Here is a 17,046-nt window from a genome sequence, read left to right as displayed (position 1 = left end):
TTTGTGTTACAGGCCCCAAAGCAGTACGACCGGGGCGTTTTTTTTGTACCCCATGCCGGGCATACTAGGCCTGACATTTTTTCTCACAATTCCTCGGTATCGCCCACCCTCATGCTTCGCGCCTTGATCGCCCTTGTTCTGATCTGCCTGCTCAATCCGGCGTTCGCCGAAGACGAGCGTGCGCAAACCCAAAAACAGATAGACGCTGCGCGTCAGGATGTGGCTGAGCTGCAGAAAGCCCTGAAACAGGTTCAGGAAGAACGCACAGGCGTCCAGAAGGACCTGCGCACCACCGAAACGGAAATGGGCAAGCTGGAAAAGCAGGTCGAGGTCCTGCAAAAGGAACTAAAAAAGACCGAAGCCGAGCTGACGAAGCTCGACGGTGAGAAAAAAAAACTGAATAGCGCCAAGGTCGAGCAACAACGCCTGATCGCCATTCAGGCCCGCGCCGCCTACCAGAGCGGTCGCCAGGAATACCTCAAGTTGCTGCTCAACCAGCAGCACCCCGAAAAATTTGCCCGCACCCTCACTTATTACGACTACCTGAGCCAGGCGCGCCTGGAGCAGTTGCGCAACTTCAATGAAACCCTGCGTCAGTTGGCCAACGTCAGTAAAGACATTGACCTGCAACAGGCCCAGCTGCTGGTTCAGAAGAGCAACCTCGACAGCCAGACAGAAGAATTGGCCAAGGTTCGCCAGGAGCGTCAGCAGGCTTTGGCTAAACTCAACCAGGACTACAAGGCCCGCGACCAGAAGTTGCAGGCCCGTCAGCAGGATCAGGCCGATCTGGCCAAGGTCCTGAAGACCATCGAAGAGACGCTGGCCCGACAGGCCCGCGAAGCCGAAGAGGCACGCCAGAAAGCGCTGTTGGCGGCAAAGGAAGCCGAAGAGAAACGCCAGCGTGAAGCCCAGGCCGTCGCCCGTAACAGTGGCAAAACTGACGATGAACCCGCTCCGCGCCGCCCGGTCAAAAGCCCCGGCGCGCTGGTTTCCAGCGCCGGTGTTTCGTATGGCGGACCTTTTGCCGAGGCCAAGGGAAAACTTCCATGGCCGATCGATGGTCGATTGCTTGCACGTTTCGGTGAAGCGCGCGGTGATGACGAGCGGACCAAATGGGACGGCGTCATGATCAGCGCCTCGGCCGGAAGCCAGGTACATGCCGTACACGGAGGGCGAGTGGTTTTCGCTGACTGGTTGCGCGGCGCCGGGCTTCTGGTCATTCTCGACCACGGTAATGGCTATTTGAGCCTGTACGGACACAATCAGAGCCTGCTCAAGTCGGCAGGCGATATCGTAAAAGCCGGTGAAGCGATTTCCACCGTAGGCAACAGCGGCGGTCAGGACACATCAGCGTTGTACTTTGCTATTCGTCAGCAGGGTCGCCCAAGCGATCCAGCCCAATGGTGCCGCACTCAAGGATAAGTCGGCACCAATATCAGTAGGAGCTCGTCAGACATGCTGCATTTGTCCCGCCTCACCTCGCTGGCCATGGCGATTGCCATCGTTATCGGCGCGCCGCTGGCGCAAGCTGCCGAAAAAACCACGCCAGCCCCGACAGCAGCAGTCGCTCCGGCCAATGCCAACGCCAAACCGCCGCTGCCGCTCGAAGAGCTGCGCACGTTTGCCGAGGTCATGGATCGGGTCAAGGCCGCCTACGTAGAGCCGGTGGACGACAAGACCCTGCTGGAAAACGCCATCAAGGGCATGCTCAGCAACCTTGATCCGCACTCCGCCTACCTTGGCCCGGAAGATTTCCAGGAACTGCAGGAAAGCACCAGCGGTGAATTCGGCGGCCTGGGCATTGAAGTCGGGGTGGAAGACGGCCTCGTCAAAGTCGTTTCGCCCATCGACGATACACCGGCCTCCAAGGCTGGCATCGAAGCCGGCGACCTGATCGTGAAGATCAACGGCGCGCCGACGCAGGGTCAGACCATGCAGGAAGCGGTCGACAAGATGCGCGGCAAGATCGGCGAAAAAATCACCCTGACACTGGTACGCGACGGCGGCACCCCGTTCGACGTGACGCTGGCGCGCGCGACCATTCAGGTCAAGAGCGTGAAGGCGCAGATGCTGGAGAACGGCTACGGCTACATCCGCATCACCCAGTTCCAGGTCAAGACCGGCGACGAAGTCGGCAAGGCGCTGGCCAAGTTGCGCAAGGACAACGGCAAGAAAATGAGCGGACTGATTCTGGACCTGCGCAACAACCCTGGCGGCGTATTGCAGTCGGCAGTGCAGGTGGCGGACCACTTCCTTACCAAAGGCCTGATCGTCTACACCAAGGGCCGTATCGCCAACTCCGAGTTGCGTTTCTCGGCAGACCCGGCAGACGCCAGCGAAGGCGTGCCTCTGGTCGTGCTGATCAACGGCGGCAGCGCCTCGGCGTCGGAAATCGTTGCCGGTGCGTTGCAGGACCAGAAACGCGGCATCCTGATGGGCACCGACAGTTTCGGCAAAGGCTCGGTGCAAACCGTACTGCCGCTGAACAATGATCGCGCACTGAAGATCACCACGGCGCTGTATTACACGCCAAACGGTCGCTCGATTCAGGCACAGGGCATCAACCCTGACATCGTGGTGCGCCGCGCCAAGGTCACCAACGAAGTCGATGGCGAAAACTACAAGGAAGCCGACCTGCTCGGTCACCTGGGTAACGGCAACGGCGGCGCGGACAAACCGACCCTCAAGGGCGGCGCGGCAGCCAAGGCGCGTCCGCAGGACGACGACTTCCAGCTCAGCCAGGCCCTCAGCCTGCTCAAGGGGTTGAGTATTACGCGCGGCAACTGACGGATGCGTATTCTCTGCCTTCTGCTGTTGGGATTCTCGATCACTGGCGCTGCCCACGCAGCGTCAGTCGAGACCAGCACAAAACCGGCCAAAGCCTACCTCAGCCTGATCATCGATGACCTGGGCCAGAACCCCGAACGCGACAGCCGTACGCTGGCGCTTCCCGGCCCGGTCACGCTGGCGATCATGCCCGACACACCCCACGCCACCGACTTCGCCAGACAGGCGCACCGTGCGCACAAGACCGTCATGCTGCACATGCCCATGGACCCGGCAACCGGTCCCTATGCGTGGCACCCTGAACTGCCGTTGCCGGAACTTGAAAGCCGCCTGAATGCCGCACTGCTCAAAGTGCCGTACGCAGCAGGCATCAACAACCACATGGGCAGCCGCATGACCGCAGAGCCGGTTGCCATGGCGTGGTTGATGGAGGAGTTGCAGCGTCGGCACATGTTCTTCGTCGACAGTCGCACCAGTGCCAAGACTGTCGCCGCCGCCCAGGCGCAACGTATCGGTCTGGCCAGCGTGTCCCGCGATGTGTTTCTCGACGATGAGCGTAATGCCGAAGCCATCACCCGGCAGCTTCAGACCGCGATCAAACTGGCACACAAGCAGGGCTCGGCCGTGGTCATCGGCCACCCCTACCCTGTCACGCTGGATGTGCTTGAGCGCGAACTGCCCAAACTGAAAGCGCAGGGCATCGAGTGGATCGAACTTCGTGAAATGATCAGCCAGCGTGGCAACAAGGCCATGGCCGGTCATGGCAAAGACGGGACCTATCGCTAGGTTTTACAGGTAACGGTCGCTGATCTTCTTCAACTGCCCTTCGTCACGCATCGTATCCAGCGCAGCCTGCAGACGATCCACCACGTCCTGCGGCGTGTCCTTGTTCAAGGCCAGATACAGCTCGGCGGTGTGGAAACGCAGCACGATCCTGAGATCGGTGATGCCTTCCTGCCTGGCCAGGTAAAGGCCCACGGGATCGGCCGTTGCCCACAGATCGATCTGCCCGTTGACCAGTTTTCGAGCGTTGTCCTGATCGCGCAGCATGACCACCGGATCGAGGCCCTTGAGCGCCAGATGCTCGGCTACCGCATCGCCCTTGTAGGCGCCGATCTGGTAACCCTTGGCCTGCTCCAGGCTCGACAGGGCAATCGTGCTGTTTGCCGGTGCCAGCAGTACCCAGTCAACCGGCCCGATAGGCCCTACCCACTTGAAGAGTTTTTCCCGCTCCGGCGTACGCACCGTGGAGAAAACACCATAACCGTGCTTTTCCAGCGCAAGCTTGTACACCCGCTCCCAGGGAAAACGCAGAGTCAGGTTGTAGCCTACACCGGCACGCTTGAACATCTCGCGAACCACATCCACGGCAATGCCATTGATGTTGCTGTCCTGAGCGAAATTCTTGCCATCCGCTGCCATGTTGTAGGGTGGGTAGTTTTCGGTCAGCAGAACCATTGAGTAGCCCGGCGAAACGTCAGCATGGGCGACCTCGCTGAGCAGAACCCCTGCCCCGACCAGTGCGAGAAAAAGACGTTTGAGCATGTTCCGGCACTCGATCTTGAACGACTGAGGCAGAGTGCCGTGAACCTGCCGCACTGTCTAGCCCGCGACTTGTGGATGTCGCTTTCAAGCACATTCCGCCGATGGCCTATCCCATCGGTGCCCTCACAAAAAACCGGCCCCGTTAACTATTTACGGCACAGCCCGATTCGAAAGGCGTTTTGATAGGCCGCGTCAGCACAACTGACCCGACACCCTCGCCTATCAAAGGAATGATAAATGAGCCTCAGAAAAAAACCGTACCTGGCCCTGCTGTCGGCCTGCGTATGCAGCATTGCGCTGGCCCAGCCAGGCGATTACGGCGACGGCATCGCTGCGTTCACACCTTCCGTGCTGCTGGAAAACAAGGATGGCCGTTTCAATCACTGGAACGGTATCGGTCGCATGGAAAGCATGGAAAACCGAATGTGCACCGCAGTACTGATCGATACCCGAACTGATACCAATGTCGATGCACCTGCCTATGTGCTGAGCAGCGGCCATTGCACCTATGTCCAGCCCGGTCAGGCGGCTACTGACCTGGAAATCGAAGGCCATGTGGAATTCAATTACTTCAAGGACATCCCGCCGGGTAAACGTCCGGTTTATCCATTGAAGAAAATCCACTGGAGCAGCATGCGCGGCGTCGACCTCGCCTTGCTGGAGTTGCAGGCACCGCTGTTGCGCCTGCTGGAAGACGGCATCACGCCCATGAAACTGTCCGGGACTGCGGCGCAGACGGGCAGCGAAGTCCTGTCAGTCAGCGCGCCGCTGGCGCCCAACGGCCACACGCTGCGGCTTTCTGCCTGCGAGGTGGACGCCGTCGTGAACATCATCGAGCATCCCTATGCGTGGAACGCGAACCTGCGCAACCGCTGTGAAGACGTACTGCCGGGCAGCTCGGGCAGTCCTCTGATTGATCGTCATACCAACACGATCATCGGCATCATGGGCACCGGCACCCGGGGCGCCACCGAGCAGAGCCGCTGCTTTGCCGATTCGCCTTGCGAAGTCAGCGATGGCAAGGCTACCTGGTCAGCCGACACGACCTACGCCAGCCCGATCGACGTATTGCACGCCTGCTTCGTCGAGGGTGTCTTCGAGCGTTTGCTCCCGACCTGCAGACTGCAGACCGACGCCCGGGTGACCCTGCCCAACCCGTCTTATCAGAAGCACATGATAAGGCTGGAACGCGACGCGCAAGGCGCAGTGATTGCGCCACGCTGGGACATGAAGTTCACCATCAACACCTCACAGTTCAAATTCAAGACCACCCGCAACCCCAGCCAATGCCGGGAACCGGATGGTTATCGCAGCTCACGGGACGCACGCACCGCGCACATCAATTCAGTGATCGGCACCGAGCCCGGCTTGTATTCGCTGTGTATCGTCGGCCACAACGGCAACGAGGGCGATCTGCCTGGCGTGCGGGAAAATGCCTTCATTCACAGTGTGGAACTGGTGGATTCCGGCACAACACCTGCGCCTGCTGTCACGGTCACGCAACTGGACACCGGCAAGTACCATGTCGCCTTCACCCGCAGCCTGCCCACGCACGCCAGCCATGCATTCAAGTTCGGCGCGCCAGACTCGACCGATTGCGCGGATCCAAAGGGCTACAAGACGGTGTACTACAACTTCAACATCAGCCCCCGATTGCTTCCGGCCACGCTGTGTACTGTGGCCAAAGATGCGTCGGGACAGGCTTCCGAGCCTCGTGTCGACAGCCTGATCGCACCCGCAACCGATAACTGAAACGAAAACGAGCGCGCTGACCGGGTCAGCGCGCTCGTCTGTTTTTCGACGCTGGCTCAGCGCATCACGATTCCGCGACTGGCCATGTAAGCCTTGGCTTCCGGCACCGTGTATTCACCGAAGTGGAAAATACTCGCGGCCAGTACGGCACTGGCGTGGCCTTCCAGCACGCCGGCGGCCAGATGCTCCAGGTTGCCGACACCGCCCGAAGCGATCACCGGAATGCCCAGCGCGTCACTGATGGCGCGGGTAACGCCCAGATCGAAGCCGTTCTTCATGCCGTCCTGATCCATGCTGGTCAGCAGGATTTCGCCCGCACCCAGCTCTTCCATCTTCTTCGCCCAGACCACAGCGTCCAACCCGGTAGGCTTGCGCCCGCCATGGGTGAAGATTTCCCAGCGCGGCGTTTCGCCGGGCCCGGAAACCTTCTTGGCGTCGATGGCGACCACGATGCACTGCGAACCGAAACGGGCCGCGGCTTCGCCGACGAATTCCGGATTGAACACGGCAGCGGTGTTGATCGACACCTTGTCGGCACCGGCATTGAGCAGGTTGCGGATGTCCTGCACGGTACGCACGCCGCCGCCCACGGTCAGCGGGATGAACACCTGGCTGGCCATGCGCTCGACGGTGTGCAGCGTGGTGTCACGGCCGTCGACACTGGCGGTGATGTCCAGAAAGGTGATTTCGTCGGCGCCCTGCTCATCGTAGCGACGCGCGATTTCCACCGGATCACCCGCGTCGCGGATGTTCTCGAACTTGACGCCCTTGACCACTCGACCGTTGTCGACGTCCAGGCAAGGGATGATGCGTTTGGCTAGGGCCACAGGATCAATCTCCGGTTAATTGAACCAGCGCAGGCTTAGCGCTGCTCCAGATCACACAAGGTCTGAGCCTCGGCAACATCCAGCGTGCCTTCGTAGATGGCGCGACCGGTGATGGCACCGATGATGCCCGGTGCCTTGGCATCGAGCAGCGCCTTGATGTCGCCCAGGTTATGGATGCCGCCGGACGCGATGACCGGAATCCGCGTGGCCGCCGCCAGCGCAGCGGTGAACGGGATGTTGCAGCCCTGCATCATGCCGTCTTTGGCGATGTCGGTGTACACGATGGCCGACACGCCATCGGCTTCAAAACGCCTGGCCAGATCGATGACCTGTACCGAGCTGACTTCAGCCCAGCCGTCAGTCGCGACGAAACCGTCCTTGGCGTCCAGACCGACGATCACCTTGCCGGGGAACGCACGGCAGGCTTCAGCCACGAACTCAGGCTCCTTGACCGCCTTGGTGCCGATGATGACGTAGCTCACGCCCGCCTTGACGTAGTGCTCGATGGTTTCCAGCGAACGGATGCCACCGCCGATCTGGATCGGCAGATTCGGGTAGCGCCGCGCGATGGCGGTAACCACGTCACCGTTGACCGGCTGACCTTCGAACGCGCCGTTGAGGTCAACCAGATGCAGACGGCGGCAGCCGCCTTCGACCCACTTGGCAGCCATGGCCACCGGGTCATCGGAGAACACCGTGGAATCTTCCATGCGGCCCTGACGCAGGCGCACGCAGGCGCCGTCTTTAAGGTCGATAGCGGGGATAATCAGCATCGGGGAACCTACTTGTCCGGAAATTAGTTTTTCTCGAGCGCCCACAGGTCACTTTCGATGCTCTCGAACCTCTCCTTGAGGTGCTGCTGAACATCGAAAATGGCTCGATTGTAGTAATGCGGGGCAATCTCTCGCGTGAACAGCTCAAGCACCTCAGCCACCTCGAACGACCCCAGTTCCAGCTCGAAGCGCTCTGCGAACAGACGCTTGAGCTTGTCGATCGCCTGCTGCTCATGCTCGGGCGAGAGGGTCAGGATGGGTGGCTTGGCCTTGGCTTTGCTCATGTCGGTTACCAGCGACCGTCCCACGCCGCGAAGTTCTGCAGCAACTGCAGGCCATGGGTATGGCTCTTCTCCGGGTGGAACTGCACGGCAAAGCGCGAGCCGTCAGCCAGCGCTGCCGCGAAATCGATGCCGTAACGACCACGGCCCACCACCTGACGCTGGTTGACGGCGTCGATGTAGTAGCTGTGGACGAAGTAGAAACGCGCCAGATCGGGGATGTCGTGCCACAGCGGGTGATCGACCGACTGAGTGACCTGATTCCAGCCCATGTGCGGCACTTTCAAATGCTCGCCGTCTTCATGCAGGTCCTTGCCGAAGAACTTCACCTGACCGGGAAACATGCCGATGCAGTCCACGCCATCGCTCTCTTCGCTGCTGTCGAGCAAGGCCTGCATGCCGACGCAGATACCAAGAAACGGGCGGTCCTTGCTGACTTCCTGCACCAGCGAATCAAAACCCAGACGGCGGATTTCGGCCATGCAGTCGCGAATCGCGCCCACGCCCGGAAACACCACACGGTCGGCCTCACGAATCACATCGGCGTCGCTGGTGATCAGCACACGGCCTGCGCCAACGTGCTCCAGGGCCTTGGCGACCGAGTGCAGGTTGCCCATGCCGTAATCGATGACCGCAACTGTCTGCATCAGAGAACACCTTTGGTGGAAGGCATCTGCCCGGCCATGCGTTCATCCAGCTCGACCGCCATGCGCAGGGCACGGCCGAAGGCCTTGAAGACCGTTTCGATCTGGTGATGGGTGTTGTGGCCACGCAGGTTGTCGATGTGCAGCGTCACGTTGGCGTGGTTGACGAAGCCCTGGAAAAATTCCTGGAACAGGTCAACGTCGAAGCCACCGACGGTCGCACGGGTGTACGGCACATGCATTTGCAGGCCGGGACGACCCGAGAAGTCGATAACCACACGCGACAGCGCTTCGTCGAGCGGCACATAGGCATGGCCGTAACGGCGAATGCCTTTCTTGTCGCCAATGGCCTGGCTGAATGCCTGACCCACCGTGATACCGACGTCTTCCACCGTATGGTGATCGTCGATTTCCAGGTCGCCCTTGCACTCGATGTCCAGGTCGATCAGCCCGTGCCGGGCGATCTGGTCGAGCATGTGCTCAAGAAAAGGCACACCGATGTCGAATCGGGCCTTTCCGGTGCCATCCAGGTTGATCGAGGCTTTGATCTGGGTTTCCAGAGTATTGCGCTCGACGTAAGCCTTACGTTCGGCCATCACCAGCTCCGCAAAATCATTGGGCGAAAAAGGCGATCATTATAGGCCCAGAACGGCTGCGCATGAAGCAAACAGACGACAGACAGGGGATTTACTGCGCATCCTCCTCTCACACCTCGCGGCAGACACTGGCCGTGAGAGGCAGCTTGCCGGCGAACGCGTCGGTTCAGTCGCTGATGCCGCACCTGAAAAACCGAATCGCCGGCAAGCCGCCCCCCCACATTCTGCGCTGCTGCGAGACGTCATCGCGTCAGGAGCAGAGTGACACCGCGCTCGGGAGAAATCAGATGAACAGGCTGGCGATTGCGTCGCACACCTTGTCGATATTCCCCTCGTTCAGCCCGGCCAGGCACATGCGGCCGCTGCGGATCAGATAGACACCGTGGGCGTCCTTCAGCTCATCGACCTGCGCCGGAGTCAGACCGGTGTAGCTGAACATGCCGTTCTGCCGGAGGATGAAGCTGAAATCGTGCTGCGGCACCTTCTGCGCCAATACCGCGACCAGACGAGTCCGCATGTCGAGGATACGTTGACGCATGACCTCGACCTCGGTCAGCCACTGGTCACGCAACTGCGGCGAGTTGAGCACGCGGGAAACCACTTGCGCGCCATGGGCAGGCGGGCTGGAGTAGTTGCGGCGCACGGTCGCCTTGAGCTGACCCAGCACGTTGACGGCCGAGGCACTGTCTTCGCAGACCACCGACAGTCCGCCCACGCGCTCGCCGTACAGCGAGAAAATCTTCGAGAACGAATTGCTGATGAACGCCGTGACGCCGGCATCCGTCATCGCACGAATCGCGTACGCGTCTTCGTCCATGCCATTGCCGAAGCCCTGATAGGCGATGTCGAGAAAGGGAATCAGCTGACGGTCTTTGACCACTGCGACCACCTGATCCCACTGCGCAACGGACAGATCCGCACCAGTCGGGTTGTGGCAGCACGGATGCAGCAACACGATGCTGCGGGCAGGCAATTGCTGCAGCGCATCCAGCATGGCATCGAACTTCACTCCGCCAGTCTGAGCATCGAAGTAGGGATAGGTATTGACCTTGAAACCCGCGCCGCCAAACAACGCGTTATGGTTTTCCCAGGTCGGATCACTGACCCAGACTTGCGAATCCGGGAACGCATACTTGAGGAAGTCGGCACCGACTTTCAACGCGCCGGAACCGCCAACAGTCTGGATCGTGGCGACACGCCCCGCCAGCACGGCCGGGTTGTTCTCGCCGAACAGCAGGGTCTGCACCGCCTGACGGTAAGGCGCGAGGCCTTCCATTGGCAGGTACAGCGAAGCGGTCTGCTCGCCCTCGGCCAGTTGCTGCTGCGCGCTGACTGCCGCGTCGAGACGAGGAATGCGGCCCTGTGCGTCGTAATACAGACCGATGCTCAGGTTGACCTTGTCGGCGCGAGGATCCTTGCCGAAGGTTTCCATCAACGAAAGGATCGGATCACCGGCGTACGACTCCACGTGGGCTAGCATGCAAACAACTCCTTAAAAATGAAAATCAGGCCGGACAAGGATCAGGTCTGTGGTTCTGCTGCGGGATATTAACCCTGCCCGCCTCTCTCGTCTTGCCACACCAAACCGAAAATCGGGCAAAAAAAAAAGCGCATGCACCGAAGTGCACGCGCTTTTTCAGGACTCGCAGACTGTCAGTGGAACAGTACGGCGGTCTTTTGCAGGGTCACCCAGACGCCCCACGCCAGTGGAATGCCCACTGCCAGCCAGGCGGCGATCACCAGCGGCTTGCTGCCCGCAGAGGCTTTCCACTCCAGCGAAGTGGTCGCATTCGCGCCCTTGTCGTGGCCGATGGCTTGTTCAGCCGCCAGCTCTGCGTCGGTCATGAAGTACTTGTCGGCCACCGGACGGATCATCAGGTTGCAGAGGAAGCCCAACACCAGCAGACCGGCAAGGATGTACAGCGTGATGTCGTAGGCATCGGCACGTGCAACACCATGGCTGAGTTGATACTCACGCAGGTAATTGACCAGTACCGGGCCCAGTAAACCCGCTGCAGCCCAGGCAGTCAGCAGACGACCGTGGATGGCACCGACCATCTGTGTACCGAACAGGTCGGCCAGATAGGCAGGTACGGTTGCGAAACCACCGCCGTACATCGACAGCACGACACAGAACGCGGCGACGAACAGCGCGATGCTGCCCATGTGGCCCAGCGTCGGAACCGATGCGTAGAGCACGAAGCCCAGTGCGAAGAACACGAAGTAAGTGGCCTTGCGACCGATGTAGTCCGAGCACGAAGCCCAGAAGAAGCGACCACCGATGTTGAACAGGCTCAACAGACCGGTGAAGCCCGCAGCGATGGCGGCGATGGCTTTCAACTGGTCAGCGCTGAGCTGACTGAAGGTCAGATCGTTGCCCAGCAGCTTGCCGGCGAACACTTCCTGCAGCAGCGGCGAAGCCATGCCCAGGATGCCGATACCGGCCGAAACGTTCAGGCACAGCACCAGCCAGACCAGACGGAACTGCGGCGTCTTCCAGGCCACGCTGACGTGCACGTGACGGTTGGTGATCATCGCGTTCTTGGCCTTGGCAGCCGGAGCGGTCCAGCCTTCAGGCTTCCAGCCGGTCGGTGGAACGCGGTAGCCCAGTGCGCCGCCGATCATGAAGATGAAGTAGATCACCGCCATCACGACAAAGCTCTGCCACACGCCCACGCCGTCAGCCGACGCGAAGTGGCCCATCAGGAAGGTCGCCAGAGGTGCACCCACCATTGCGCCGCCGCCGAAGCCCATGATCGCCATGCCGGTCGCCATGCCGCGCTTGTCCGGGAACCACTTGATCAGGGTCGACACCGGGGAGATATAGCCAAGCCCCAGACCGATACCGCCGATAACCCCCGAGCCCAGCCACATGAGCCAGATCTGGTGAGTATAAATACCCAACGCGGAAATCAGCAGACCGCCACACCAGCACAGTGCCGAAACGACACCGGCCTTGCGTGGACCTGCGTGCTCGAGCCAGCCACCCCAGATGGCAGCCGAACAGCCCAGGAAGATAAAGAACAGGGTGTAGATCCAGCCCAGCATGGAAATCTGCCAGTCACAGGTCGATGCAAACATCTGTGCAAAGAAGCCCATGTCCGGTGTGCAAGCCACGGGTGCCGAAACACCGACCGCTTTCGACAACGGCAACCAGAAAACCGAAAAACCGTACGCCATACCAATACAAAGATGGATGGCCAGTGCGGCTGGTGGAACAAGCCAGCGGTTGAAACCGGGCTTGGCGATAATGCGCTCTTTGGACAAGAACGCAGGCTGAACGGCTGCGCCGCCCAATGCTGTGCTTGTGCTCATTATAATTACCCCAATGTGTGAAGCTTGCAGATGGTCCCGCTGATCCGCCACAGACTCCATGCCGAGCGGCCATATCTGTTTTATCGGCAGGTTGTTCAGATACGTGACAAAAAGACGCACCTGAACCAGCAGATGCGGAGACTATCACTTACTGATGGCCAATAAGCATCTTGTTACAGTGTTTTTGTTATTAATATCACCCACTTAATCCACGTTATCTATGACCCCATAGATACAGTCAATTAAACATCGGGAGAAGACGCATGCCGGTCTTAGTTGGGCTATTAAGTTCGCCCACTTTTCAGGATCAGGAAGACCTGCAAAAGATATATCTCGACGCACCGGCGGATATGCTGCCGCCTTTTTCCAGTGCAGCACAGTTGATTGAAAGGACACTGGGTGACGATGCCCTGCTGGTCGGACGCTTCAATGACCGGCTGCTGGGCGCGGCCCGACTTGAACGCGGCAAGACGGTCTGGCACCTGTCTCATCTGTGCGTGCGCAAACCGACACGTCGACGCGGTGTGGCCGAGCGCATAGTCTGCGAAGGGCAGAAACTGGCCCGAAAAGCGGGTTGCGAACTACGCTTGCTGGCAACCGCCGAGTGTCCCGAAGTCCTCGCCCTGGCGGCCAGGCTTTCTGTGCAACTGGACGTCGCAACGCCCTGAATCACCGGGCGTGATCCAGCCATGAAAGCATCCGAAGCCCGAGACCCTCCTCAGAGCGGTATACTCGTGGGCTATTTTTGAACATCGACACAAGGACTCGCCCATGAAAGCGTTCGGCAAAATCCTGGGGCTGTTTATTCTCGGGTTGTTGCTGATCATCGTGGCTCTTGGCTTCGCCTTGACCCATCTGTTTGATCCCAACGACTACAAAGACGAGATTCGGCAACTGGCACGTGAAAAGGCCAACGTCGAGCTGACCCTCAATGGCGATATCGGCTGGAGCCTGTTCCCGTGGCTCGGACTGGAACTGCACGACACCCATGTGGCAACACTGACCGCACCCGACCAGCCCTTTGCCGATGTTCAAATGCTGGGTTTGTCCGTCCGCGTCCTGCCTTTGCTGCGCAAACAGGTGCAGATGAGCGACATCCGTGTCGAAGGCCTGAACCTGATGCTGCATCGCGATGAACAGGGTCACGGCAACTGGGAAGACATCGGCAAACCGCCCGCTGTCGCGTCCACCGATGCAACACCGGACGCCACGCCGACACCCGCGCCGCAAGCACCGAAGCCGGAACGTTCTTCTCAGCCTCTGAAGCTGGACATCGACAGCCTGACCGTCAACAACGCCCGTGTGGACTACAGCGACGCCAGAAAAGGCCAGACCTTCACGGCAGAAAGTATCCAGCTGAGCACCGGCCCGATTCGCGAAGCGTCCGACATTCCGATCAAGCTGACCGCTTTCCTCAGTACCAACCAGCCCGTCGTGCGCGCCAAGACCGAACTGGTTGGCGAGCTGCGCATGGACCGCGTGCTCAAGCGCTATCAATTCGAAGACATGCGCCTGTCCGGCGAAGTCGCTGGCGAGCCGCTCAAGGGCAAGACCGTGACCTTCTCGGCACAAGGTCAACTGCTGGTGGATCTGGCGGCCAACATCGCCGAATGGAACAGCCTGAAAATCTCGGCCAACCAGCTACGCGCGCTTGGCGAACTGCGTGCCCGCGAGCTGGACAAGACACCTCAGCTCAGTGGCGGCCTGTCCATCGCTCAGCTCGATGTGCGCACCTTCTTTGAAAACATCGGCCAGCCACTGCCGCCGATGGCCAATGGCGCCCTCAGCAAGGTCGAAATGGTCACCCGCCTCAGCGGCACGCCTACCAGCGTCGTGCTGGACGGCCTGAACCTGAAAGTGGACGACAGCACCTTCACTGGCCGTGTCGCGATAGACGACTTCGCCAAACAGGCCCTGCGCGTGCAACTCAAAGGCGACACCTTCGACGCCGACCGCTACCGCCCGGCCGAAAGCGAAGAAAGCAAGGGCACCAAGGCCGCGCGCAAAGCCGAGGTGCAGAGCGGTGAGGCCGCGGCTGTTGCCGGGGACTCGCCACTGCCCGAGCAGCCGACCAAGGCTGCCTGGAGCACCGCCAAGCTGTTGCCGCTGGAGCGCCTGCGTACGCTGGATGTCGAGGCCGACATCAGCCTGGGCAAACTGACCCTGAACAAGCTGCCCATCGACAATGCGGTGTTCAGGACTCAGGCATCGGGCGGTGTCATCAAGCTCGATACGCTCAGCGGCAATCTCTACAACGGCAACTTCGAGGTCAAAGGCAATCTGGATGCACGTCCCGACCTGCCGACCATCAGTGTGCAAACGCGTACTGCGAAACTGCCGGTGGAACGCGTTCTGGAGAGTCAGGGCCAGACGCCGCCGGTACGCGGTCAGCTGACGCTGAACAGCAGCCTGACCGGCCAGGGCAACAGCGAGAAAGCGCTGATTGACAGCCTCAATGGCACCGCCAGTTTCGCGCTCAACAACGGTGTGCTGGTCAACGCCAACCTCGAACAGCAACTGTGCAAAGGTATTTCAACGCTGAACCGCAAACCGCTGACCGGCGAGCCCCGCGCCAAGGACACGCCCTTCCAGCAACTGGACGGCAATCTGGTCATCCGCAACGGCGTGGCGAGCAACCCGGACCTGAAAGTGCGCATCCCCGGCCTGACCGTCAACGGCAACGGTGATGTGGACTTGCGCGTGCTGGGCATGAACTATCGCGTCGGCATCATCATCGAAGGCGACAAGAGCGACATGCCGGATCCGGCCTGCGAGGTCAATCCGCGCTACGTCGGCATTGAGTGGCCAGTGCAATGCCGAGGCCCGCTGGAACTGGGCGCGAAGGCCTGCCGTCTGGACCGCGAAGGCGTCGGCCAGATCGCCGCAAAACTGGCAGGCGACCGGATCAGCGAAAAACTCGAGGACAAGCTCAACGAGAAACTGGGCGACAAGGTCAGCCCGGAACTCAAGGACGCGCTCAAGGGGTTGTTCAAGCGCTAGTGAGCACATAACACCTTGTGGGAGGCGGCTTGCCGACGATGAACGATGACGCGGTCAGGCTGACAGACCGCGTCGATCCGATCGCCGGCAAGCCGCCTCCCACATTTGATACGCGCCTTTCATCAGGTCATGAGCGGTTTCACAGGAGCCCAGCAGGCGATGCAACCCGAGCAATTTTCCAGCGCAGTTCTGGATTGGTATGACCGCCACGGCCGACACGATTTGCCTTGGCAGCAGGGCATCACGCCGTATCGGGTCTGGGTGTCGGAAATCATGTTGCAACAGACGCAGGTCAGCACCGTGCTGAACTACTTCGACCGCTTCATGGACGCCCTGCCCACCGTGCAGGCCCTGGCCGAAGCGCCGGAAGACGAGGTACTGCACCTGTGGACCGGCCTGGGTTACTACACCCGCGCCCGCAACCTGCAAAAGACCGCGCGCATTGTCGTGGCCGAACACGGCGGTGAATTTCCCCGGGATGTCGAAAAACTGACTGAACTGCCCGGCATCGGCCTGTCCACCGCTGGCGCCATCGCCAGTCTTAGCATGGGCATCCGCGCATCGATCCTGGACGGCAACGTCAAACGCGTTCTGGCGCGCTTCACGGCTCAGGAAGGCTATCCGGGCGAGCCCAAGGTTGCCAAACAGTTGTGGGCCACGGCAGAGCGCTTCACGCCCCACACGCGGGTGAACAACTACACACAGGCGATGATGGACCTGGGCGCCACCCTCTGCACCCGCAGCAAACCCAGCTGCCTGCTCTGCCCGCTGGAGCGTGGCTGTCAGGCACACATGCTGGGCCTTGAAACGCGCTACCCGATTCCCAAGCCGCGCAAGACCGTGCCGCAAAAACGCACCCTCATGCCCATCTTCGCCAACGGCGACGGCGCGATTCTGCTGTACCGCCGCCCGTCCAGCGGACTGTGGGGCGGCTTGTGGAGCCTGCCGGAACTCGACCACTTCGACGACGTGCAGCATCTGGCAACGCAACACGCTCTGGAATTGGGCAAGCATCACGAACTGCCCGGCCTGATCCACACCTTCAGCCACTTCCAGTTGAGCATCGAACCCTGGCTGGTACAGGTCCAGGAGACCGCCCATCACGTGGCCGAGGCCGACTGGCTCTGGTATAACCTCGCCACCCCGCCGCGCCTGGGCCTTGCCGCCCCGGTGAAAAAGCTGCTCAAACGCGCAGCCGACGTATTGAACGCAGGAGAGTCGTCATGACCCGCACCGTAATGTGCCGCAAGTACAAAGAAGAACTGGAAGGCCTCGAGCGCGCCCCTTATCCGGGTGCCAAGGGCGAAGACATCTTCAACCACGTCTCGAAAAAAGCCTGGGCCGACTGGCAGAAACACCAGACCCTGCTGATCAACGAACGCCGCCTGAACATGATGAACGCCGAAGACCGCAAATTCCTTCAGGCCGAAATGGACAAGTACCTGTCCGGCGAGGAATACGCTCAGGCTGAAGGCTACGTTCCGCCCGAGAAATAAAGCGTTTCACGCAGTGAAGGTCGTAAGCGT

16 protein-coding genes are annotated in these 17,046 nt (G+C 60.4%); 8 read left to right on the top strand and 8 right to left on the bottom strand.

Translation table 11 applies throughout. From position 1 onward, the window contains the following. Positions 1 to 111: 111 nt before the first annotated feature. From JTJ32_RS15000 to JTJ32_RS14990, 3 genes are read left to right on the top strand one after another with little or no spacing between them, the layout of a single operon-like run. On the top strand, positions 112 to 1,422 hold the full coding sequence (locus tag JTJ32_RS15000; RefSeq protein ID WP_099227294.1) for a murein hydrolase activator EnvC family protein: 1,311 nt from the start codon (positions 112 to 114) through the stop codon (positions 1,420 to 1,422). A 33-nt stretch (positions 1,423 to 1,455) separates the two neighbouring features. Continuing rightward, positions 1,456 to 2,787 (top strand): S41 family peptidase, encoded by a 1,332-nt coding sequence (locus JTJ32_RS14995; RefSeq protein WP_025993337.1) that lies wholly within the window; start codon positions 1,456 to 1,458, stop codon positions 2,785 to 2,787. Positions 2,788 to 2,790: 3 nt separating this feature from the next. Further along, positions 2,791 to 3,573, top strand: a complete 783-nt coding sequence (locus JTJ32_RS14990; RefSeq protein ID WP_184322061.1) for a divergent polysaccharide deacetylase family protein — start codon at positions 2,791 to 2,793, stop codon at positions 3,571 to 3,573. 3 nt (positions 3,574 to 3,576) lie between these two features. Here JTJ32_RS14990 and JTJ32_RS14985 read toward each other — a convergent pair whose 3' ends face one another. Continuing rightward, complete coding sequence (locus tag JTJ32_RS14985; protein WP_184322063.1) at positions 3,577 to 4,332, bottom strand: substrate-binding periplasmic protein; 756 nt, start codon at positions 4,330 to 4,332, stop codon at positions 3,577 to 3,579. A 237-nt stretch (positions 4,333 to 4,569) separates the two neighbouring features. On the opposite strand from JTJ32_RS14985, the gene JTJ32_RS14980 reads away from it, so the two are divergent. Next, the gene (locus tag JTJ32_RS14980) at positions 4,570 to 6,084 is read left to right on the top strand and encodes a trypsin-like serine peptidase (RefSeq protein ID WP_210042530.1); all 1,515 of its coding nucleotides are present in this window, start codon (positions 4,570 to 4,572) and stop codon (positions 6,082 to 6,084) included. 56 nt (positions 6,085 to 6,140) lie between these two features. Here the strand turns inward: JTJ32_RS14980 and hisF are convergent, their stop codons facing one another. The 7 genes from hisF to JTJ32_RS14945 form a co-directional block, all read right to left on the bottom strand. Continuing rightward, positions 6,141 to 6,911, bottom strand: coding sequence for an imidazole glycerol phosphate synthase subunit HisF (gene hisF, locus JTJ32_RS14975; protein WP_025993341.1), 771 nt, complete (start codon positions 6,909 to 6,911; stop codon positions 6,141 to 6,143). Positions 6,912 to 6,946: 35 nt separating this feature from the next. Then, positions 6,947 to 7,684, bottom strand: coding sequence for a 1-(5-phosphoribosyl)-5-[(5-phosphoribosylamino)methylideneamino]imidazole-4-carboxamide isomerase (hisA, locus tag JTJ32_RS14970; protein ID WP_210042529.1), 738 nt, complete (start codon positions 7,682 to 7,684; stop codon positions 6,947 to 6,949). Between the two features lie 23 nt (positions 7,685 to 7,707). Further along, on the bottom strand, positions 7,708 to 7,968 hold the full coding sequence (locus tag JTJ32_RS14965) for a DUF2164 domain-containing protein (RefSeq protein WP_099227289.1): 261 nt from the start codon (positions 7,966 to 7,968) through the stop codon (positions 7,708 to 7,710). Positions 7,969 to 7,973: 5 nt separating this feature from the next. After that, the gene (gene hisH / locus JTJ32_RS14960) at positions 7,974 to 8,612 is read right to left on the bottom strand and encodes an imidazole glycerol phosphate synthase subunit HisH (RefSeq protein WP_004883085.1); all 639 of its coding nucleotides are present in this window, start codon (positions 8,610 to 8,612) and stop codon (positions 7,974 to 7,976) included. Next, positions 8,612 to 9,205 carry an imidazoleglycerol-phosphate dehydratase HisB gene (gene hisB / locus JTJ32_RS14955; protein ID WP_004883084.1) on the bottom strand — a complete coding sequence of 198 codons (594 nt, stop codon included), beginning with the start codon at positions 9,203 to 9,205 and terminating at the stop codon, positions 8,612 to 8,614. The genes hisH and hisB overlap by 1 nt, the downstream gene beginning before the upstream one ends. A gap of 283 nt (positions 9,206 to 9,488) precedes the next feature. Next, a complete protein-coding gene (locus tag JTJ32_RS14950) occupies positions 9,489 to 10,685 on the bottom strand; it encodes an amino acid aminotransferase (protein WP_210042528.1) in 1,197 nt (398 codons plus the stop codon). 173 nt (positions 10,686 to 10,858) lie between these two features. After that, entirely contained in the window at positions 10,859 to 12,520 is a 1,662-nt protein-coding gene (locus JTJ32_RS14945) for an OFA family MFS transporter (protein ID WP_210042527.1), read from the bottom strand. Positions 12,521 to 12,783: 263 nt separating this feature from the next. On the opposite strand from JTJ32_RS14945, the gene JTJ32_RS14940 reads away from it, so the two are divergent. The 4 genes from JTJ32_RS14940 (at position 12,784) to JTJ32_RS14925 (ending at position 17,016) form a co-directional block, all read left to right on the top strand. Beyond that, a complete protein-coding gene (locus JTJ32_RS14940) occupies positions 12,784 to 13,188 on the top strand; it encodes an acetyl-CoA sensor PanZ family protein (RefSeq protein ID WP_099227286.1) in 405 nt (134 codons plus the stop codon). 103 nt (positions 13,189 to 13,291) lie between these two features. Next, complete coding sequence (locus JTJ32_RS14935) at positions 13,292 to 15,520, top strand: AsmA family protein (protein ID WP_210042526.1); 2,229 nt, start codon at positions 13,292 to 13,294, stop codon at positions 15,518 to 15,520. A 159-nt stretch (positions 15,521 to 15,679) separates the two neighbouring features. Continuing rightward, positions 15,680 to 16,747, top strand: coding sequence for an A/G-specific adenine glycosylase (gene mutY / locus JTJ32_RS14930; RefSeq protein ID WP_210042525.1), 1,068 nt, complete (start codon positions 15,680 to 15,682; stop codon positions 16,745 to 16,747). Beyond that, positions 16,744 to 17,016: an oxidative damage protection protein gene (locus tag JTJ32_RS14925; RefSeq protein WP_004883065.1), complete on the top strand. Its 273-nt coding sequence runs from the start codon at positions 16,744 to 16,746 to the stop codon at positions 17,014 to 17,016. Before mutY ends, JTJ32_RS14925 begins: the two co-directional genes overlap by 4 nt. Positions 17,017 to 17,046 lie beyond the last annotated feature (30 nt).

It is taken from the genome of Pseudomonas alliivorans, from assembly GCF_017826695.1.
GTDB classification, from domain to species: Bacteria; Pseudomonadota; Gammaproteobacteria; order Pseudomonadales; family Pseudomonadaceae; genus Aquipseudomonas; species Aquipseudomonas alliivorans.
The sequence above is the reverse complement of the archived record's forward strand: the minus strand, read 5'-3'. Positions and strand labels throughout refer to the sequence as shown.

Excerpts from the sequence above, each read along its gene's own strand:
- JTJ32_RS15000 (WP_099227294.1), top strand. The coding sequence starts at position 112 with ATGCTTCGCGCCTTGATCGCCCTTGTTCTGATCTGCCTGCTCAATCCG.
- JTJ32_RS14995 (WP_025993337.1), top strand. The coding sequence starts at position 1,456 with ATGCTGCATTTGTCCCGCCTCACCTCGCTGGCCATGGCGATTGCCATC.
- JTJ32_RS14990 (WP_184322061.1), top strand. The coding sequence starts at position 2,791 with ATGCGTATTCTCTGCCTTCTGCTGTTGGGATTCTCGATCACTGGCGCT.
- JTJ32_RS14985 (WP_184322063.1), bottom strand. The coding sequence starts at position 4,332 with ATGCTCAAACGTCTTTTTCTCGCACTGGTCGGGGCAGGGGTTCTGCTC.
- JTJ32_RS14980 (WP_210042530.1), top strand. The coding sequence starts at position 4,570 with ATGAGCCTCAGAAAAAAACCGTACCTGGCCCTGCTGTCGGCCTGCGTA.
- hisA (WP_210042529.1), bottom strand. The coding sequence starts at position 7,684 with ATGCTGATTATCCCCGCTATCGACCTTAAAGACGGCGCCTGCGTGCGC.
- JTJ32_RS14965 (WP_099227289.1), bottom strand. The coding sequence starts at position 7,968 with ATGAGCAAAGCCAAGGCCAAGCCACCCATCCTGACCCTCTCGCCCGAG.
- hisH (WP_004883085.1), bottom strand. The coding sequence starts at position 8,612 with ATGCAGACAGTTGCGGTCATCGATTACGGCATGGGCAACCTGCACTCG.
- hisB (WP_004883084.1), bottom strand. The coding sequence starts at position 9,205 with ATGGCCGAACGTAAGGCTTACGTCGAGCGCAATACTCTGGAAACCCAG.
- JTJ32_RS14950 (WP_210042528.1), bottom strand. The coding sequence starts at position 10,685 with ATGCTAGCCCACGTGGAGTCGTACGCCGGTGATCCGATCCTTTCGTTG.
- JTJ32_RS14945 (WP_210042527.1), bottom strand. The coding sequence starts at position 12,520 with ATGAGCACAAGCACAGCATTGGGCGGCGCAGCCGTTCAGCCTGCGTTC.
- JTJ32_RS14940 (WP_099227286.1), top strand. The coding sequence starts at position 12,784 with ATGCCGGTCTTAGTTGGGCTATTAAGTTCGCCCACTTTTCAGGATCAG.
- JTJ32_RS14935 (WP_210042526.1), top strand. The coding sequence starts at position 13,292 with ATGAAAGCGTTCGGCAAAATCCTGGGGCTGTTTATTCTCGGGTTGTTG.
- mutY (WP_210042525.1), top strand. The coding sequence starts at position 15,680 with ATGCAACCCGAGCAATTTTCCAGCGCAGTTCTGGATTGGTATGACCGC.
- JTJ32_RS14925 (WP_004883065.1), top strand. The coding sequence starts at position 16,744 with ATGACCCGCACCGTAATGTGCCGCAAGTACAAAGAAGAACTGGAAGGC.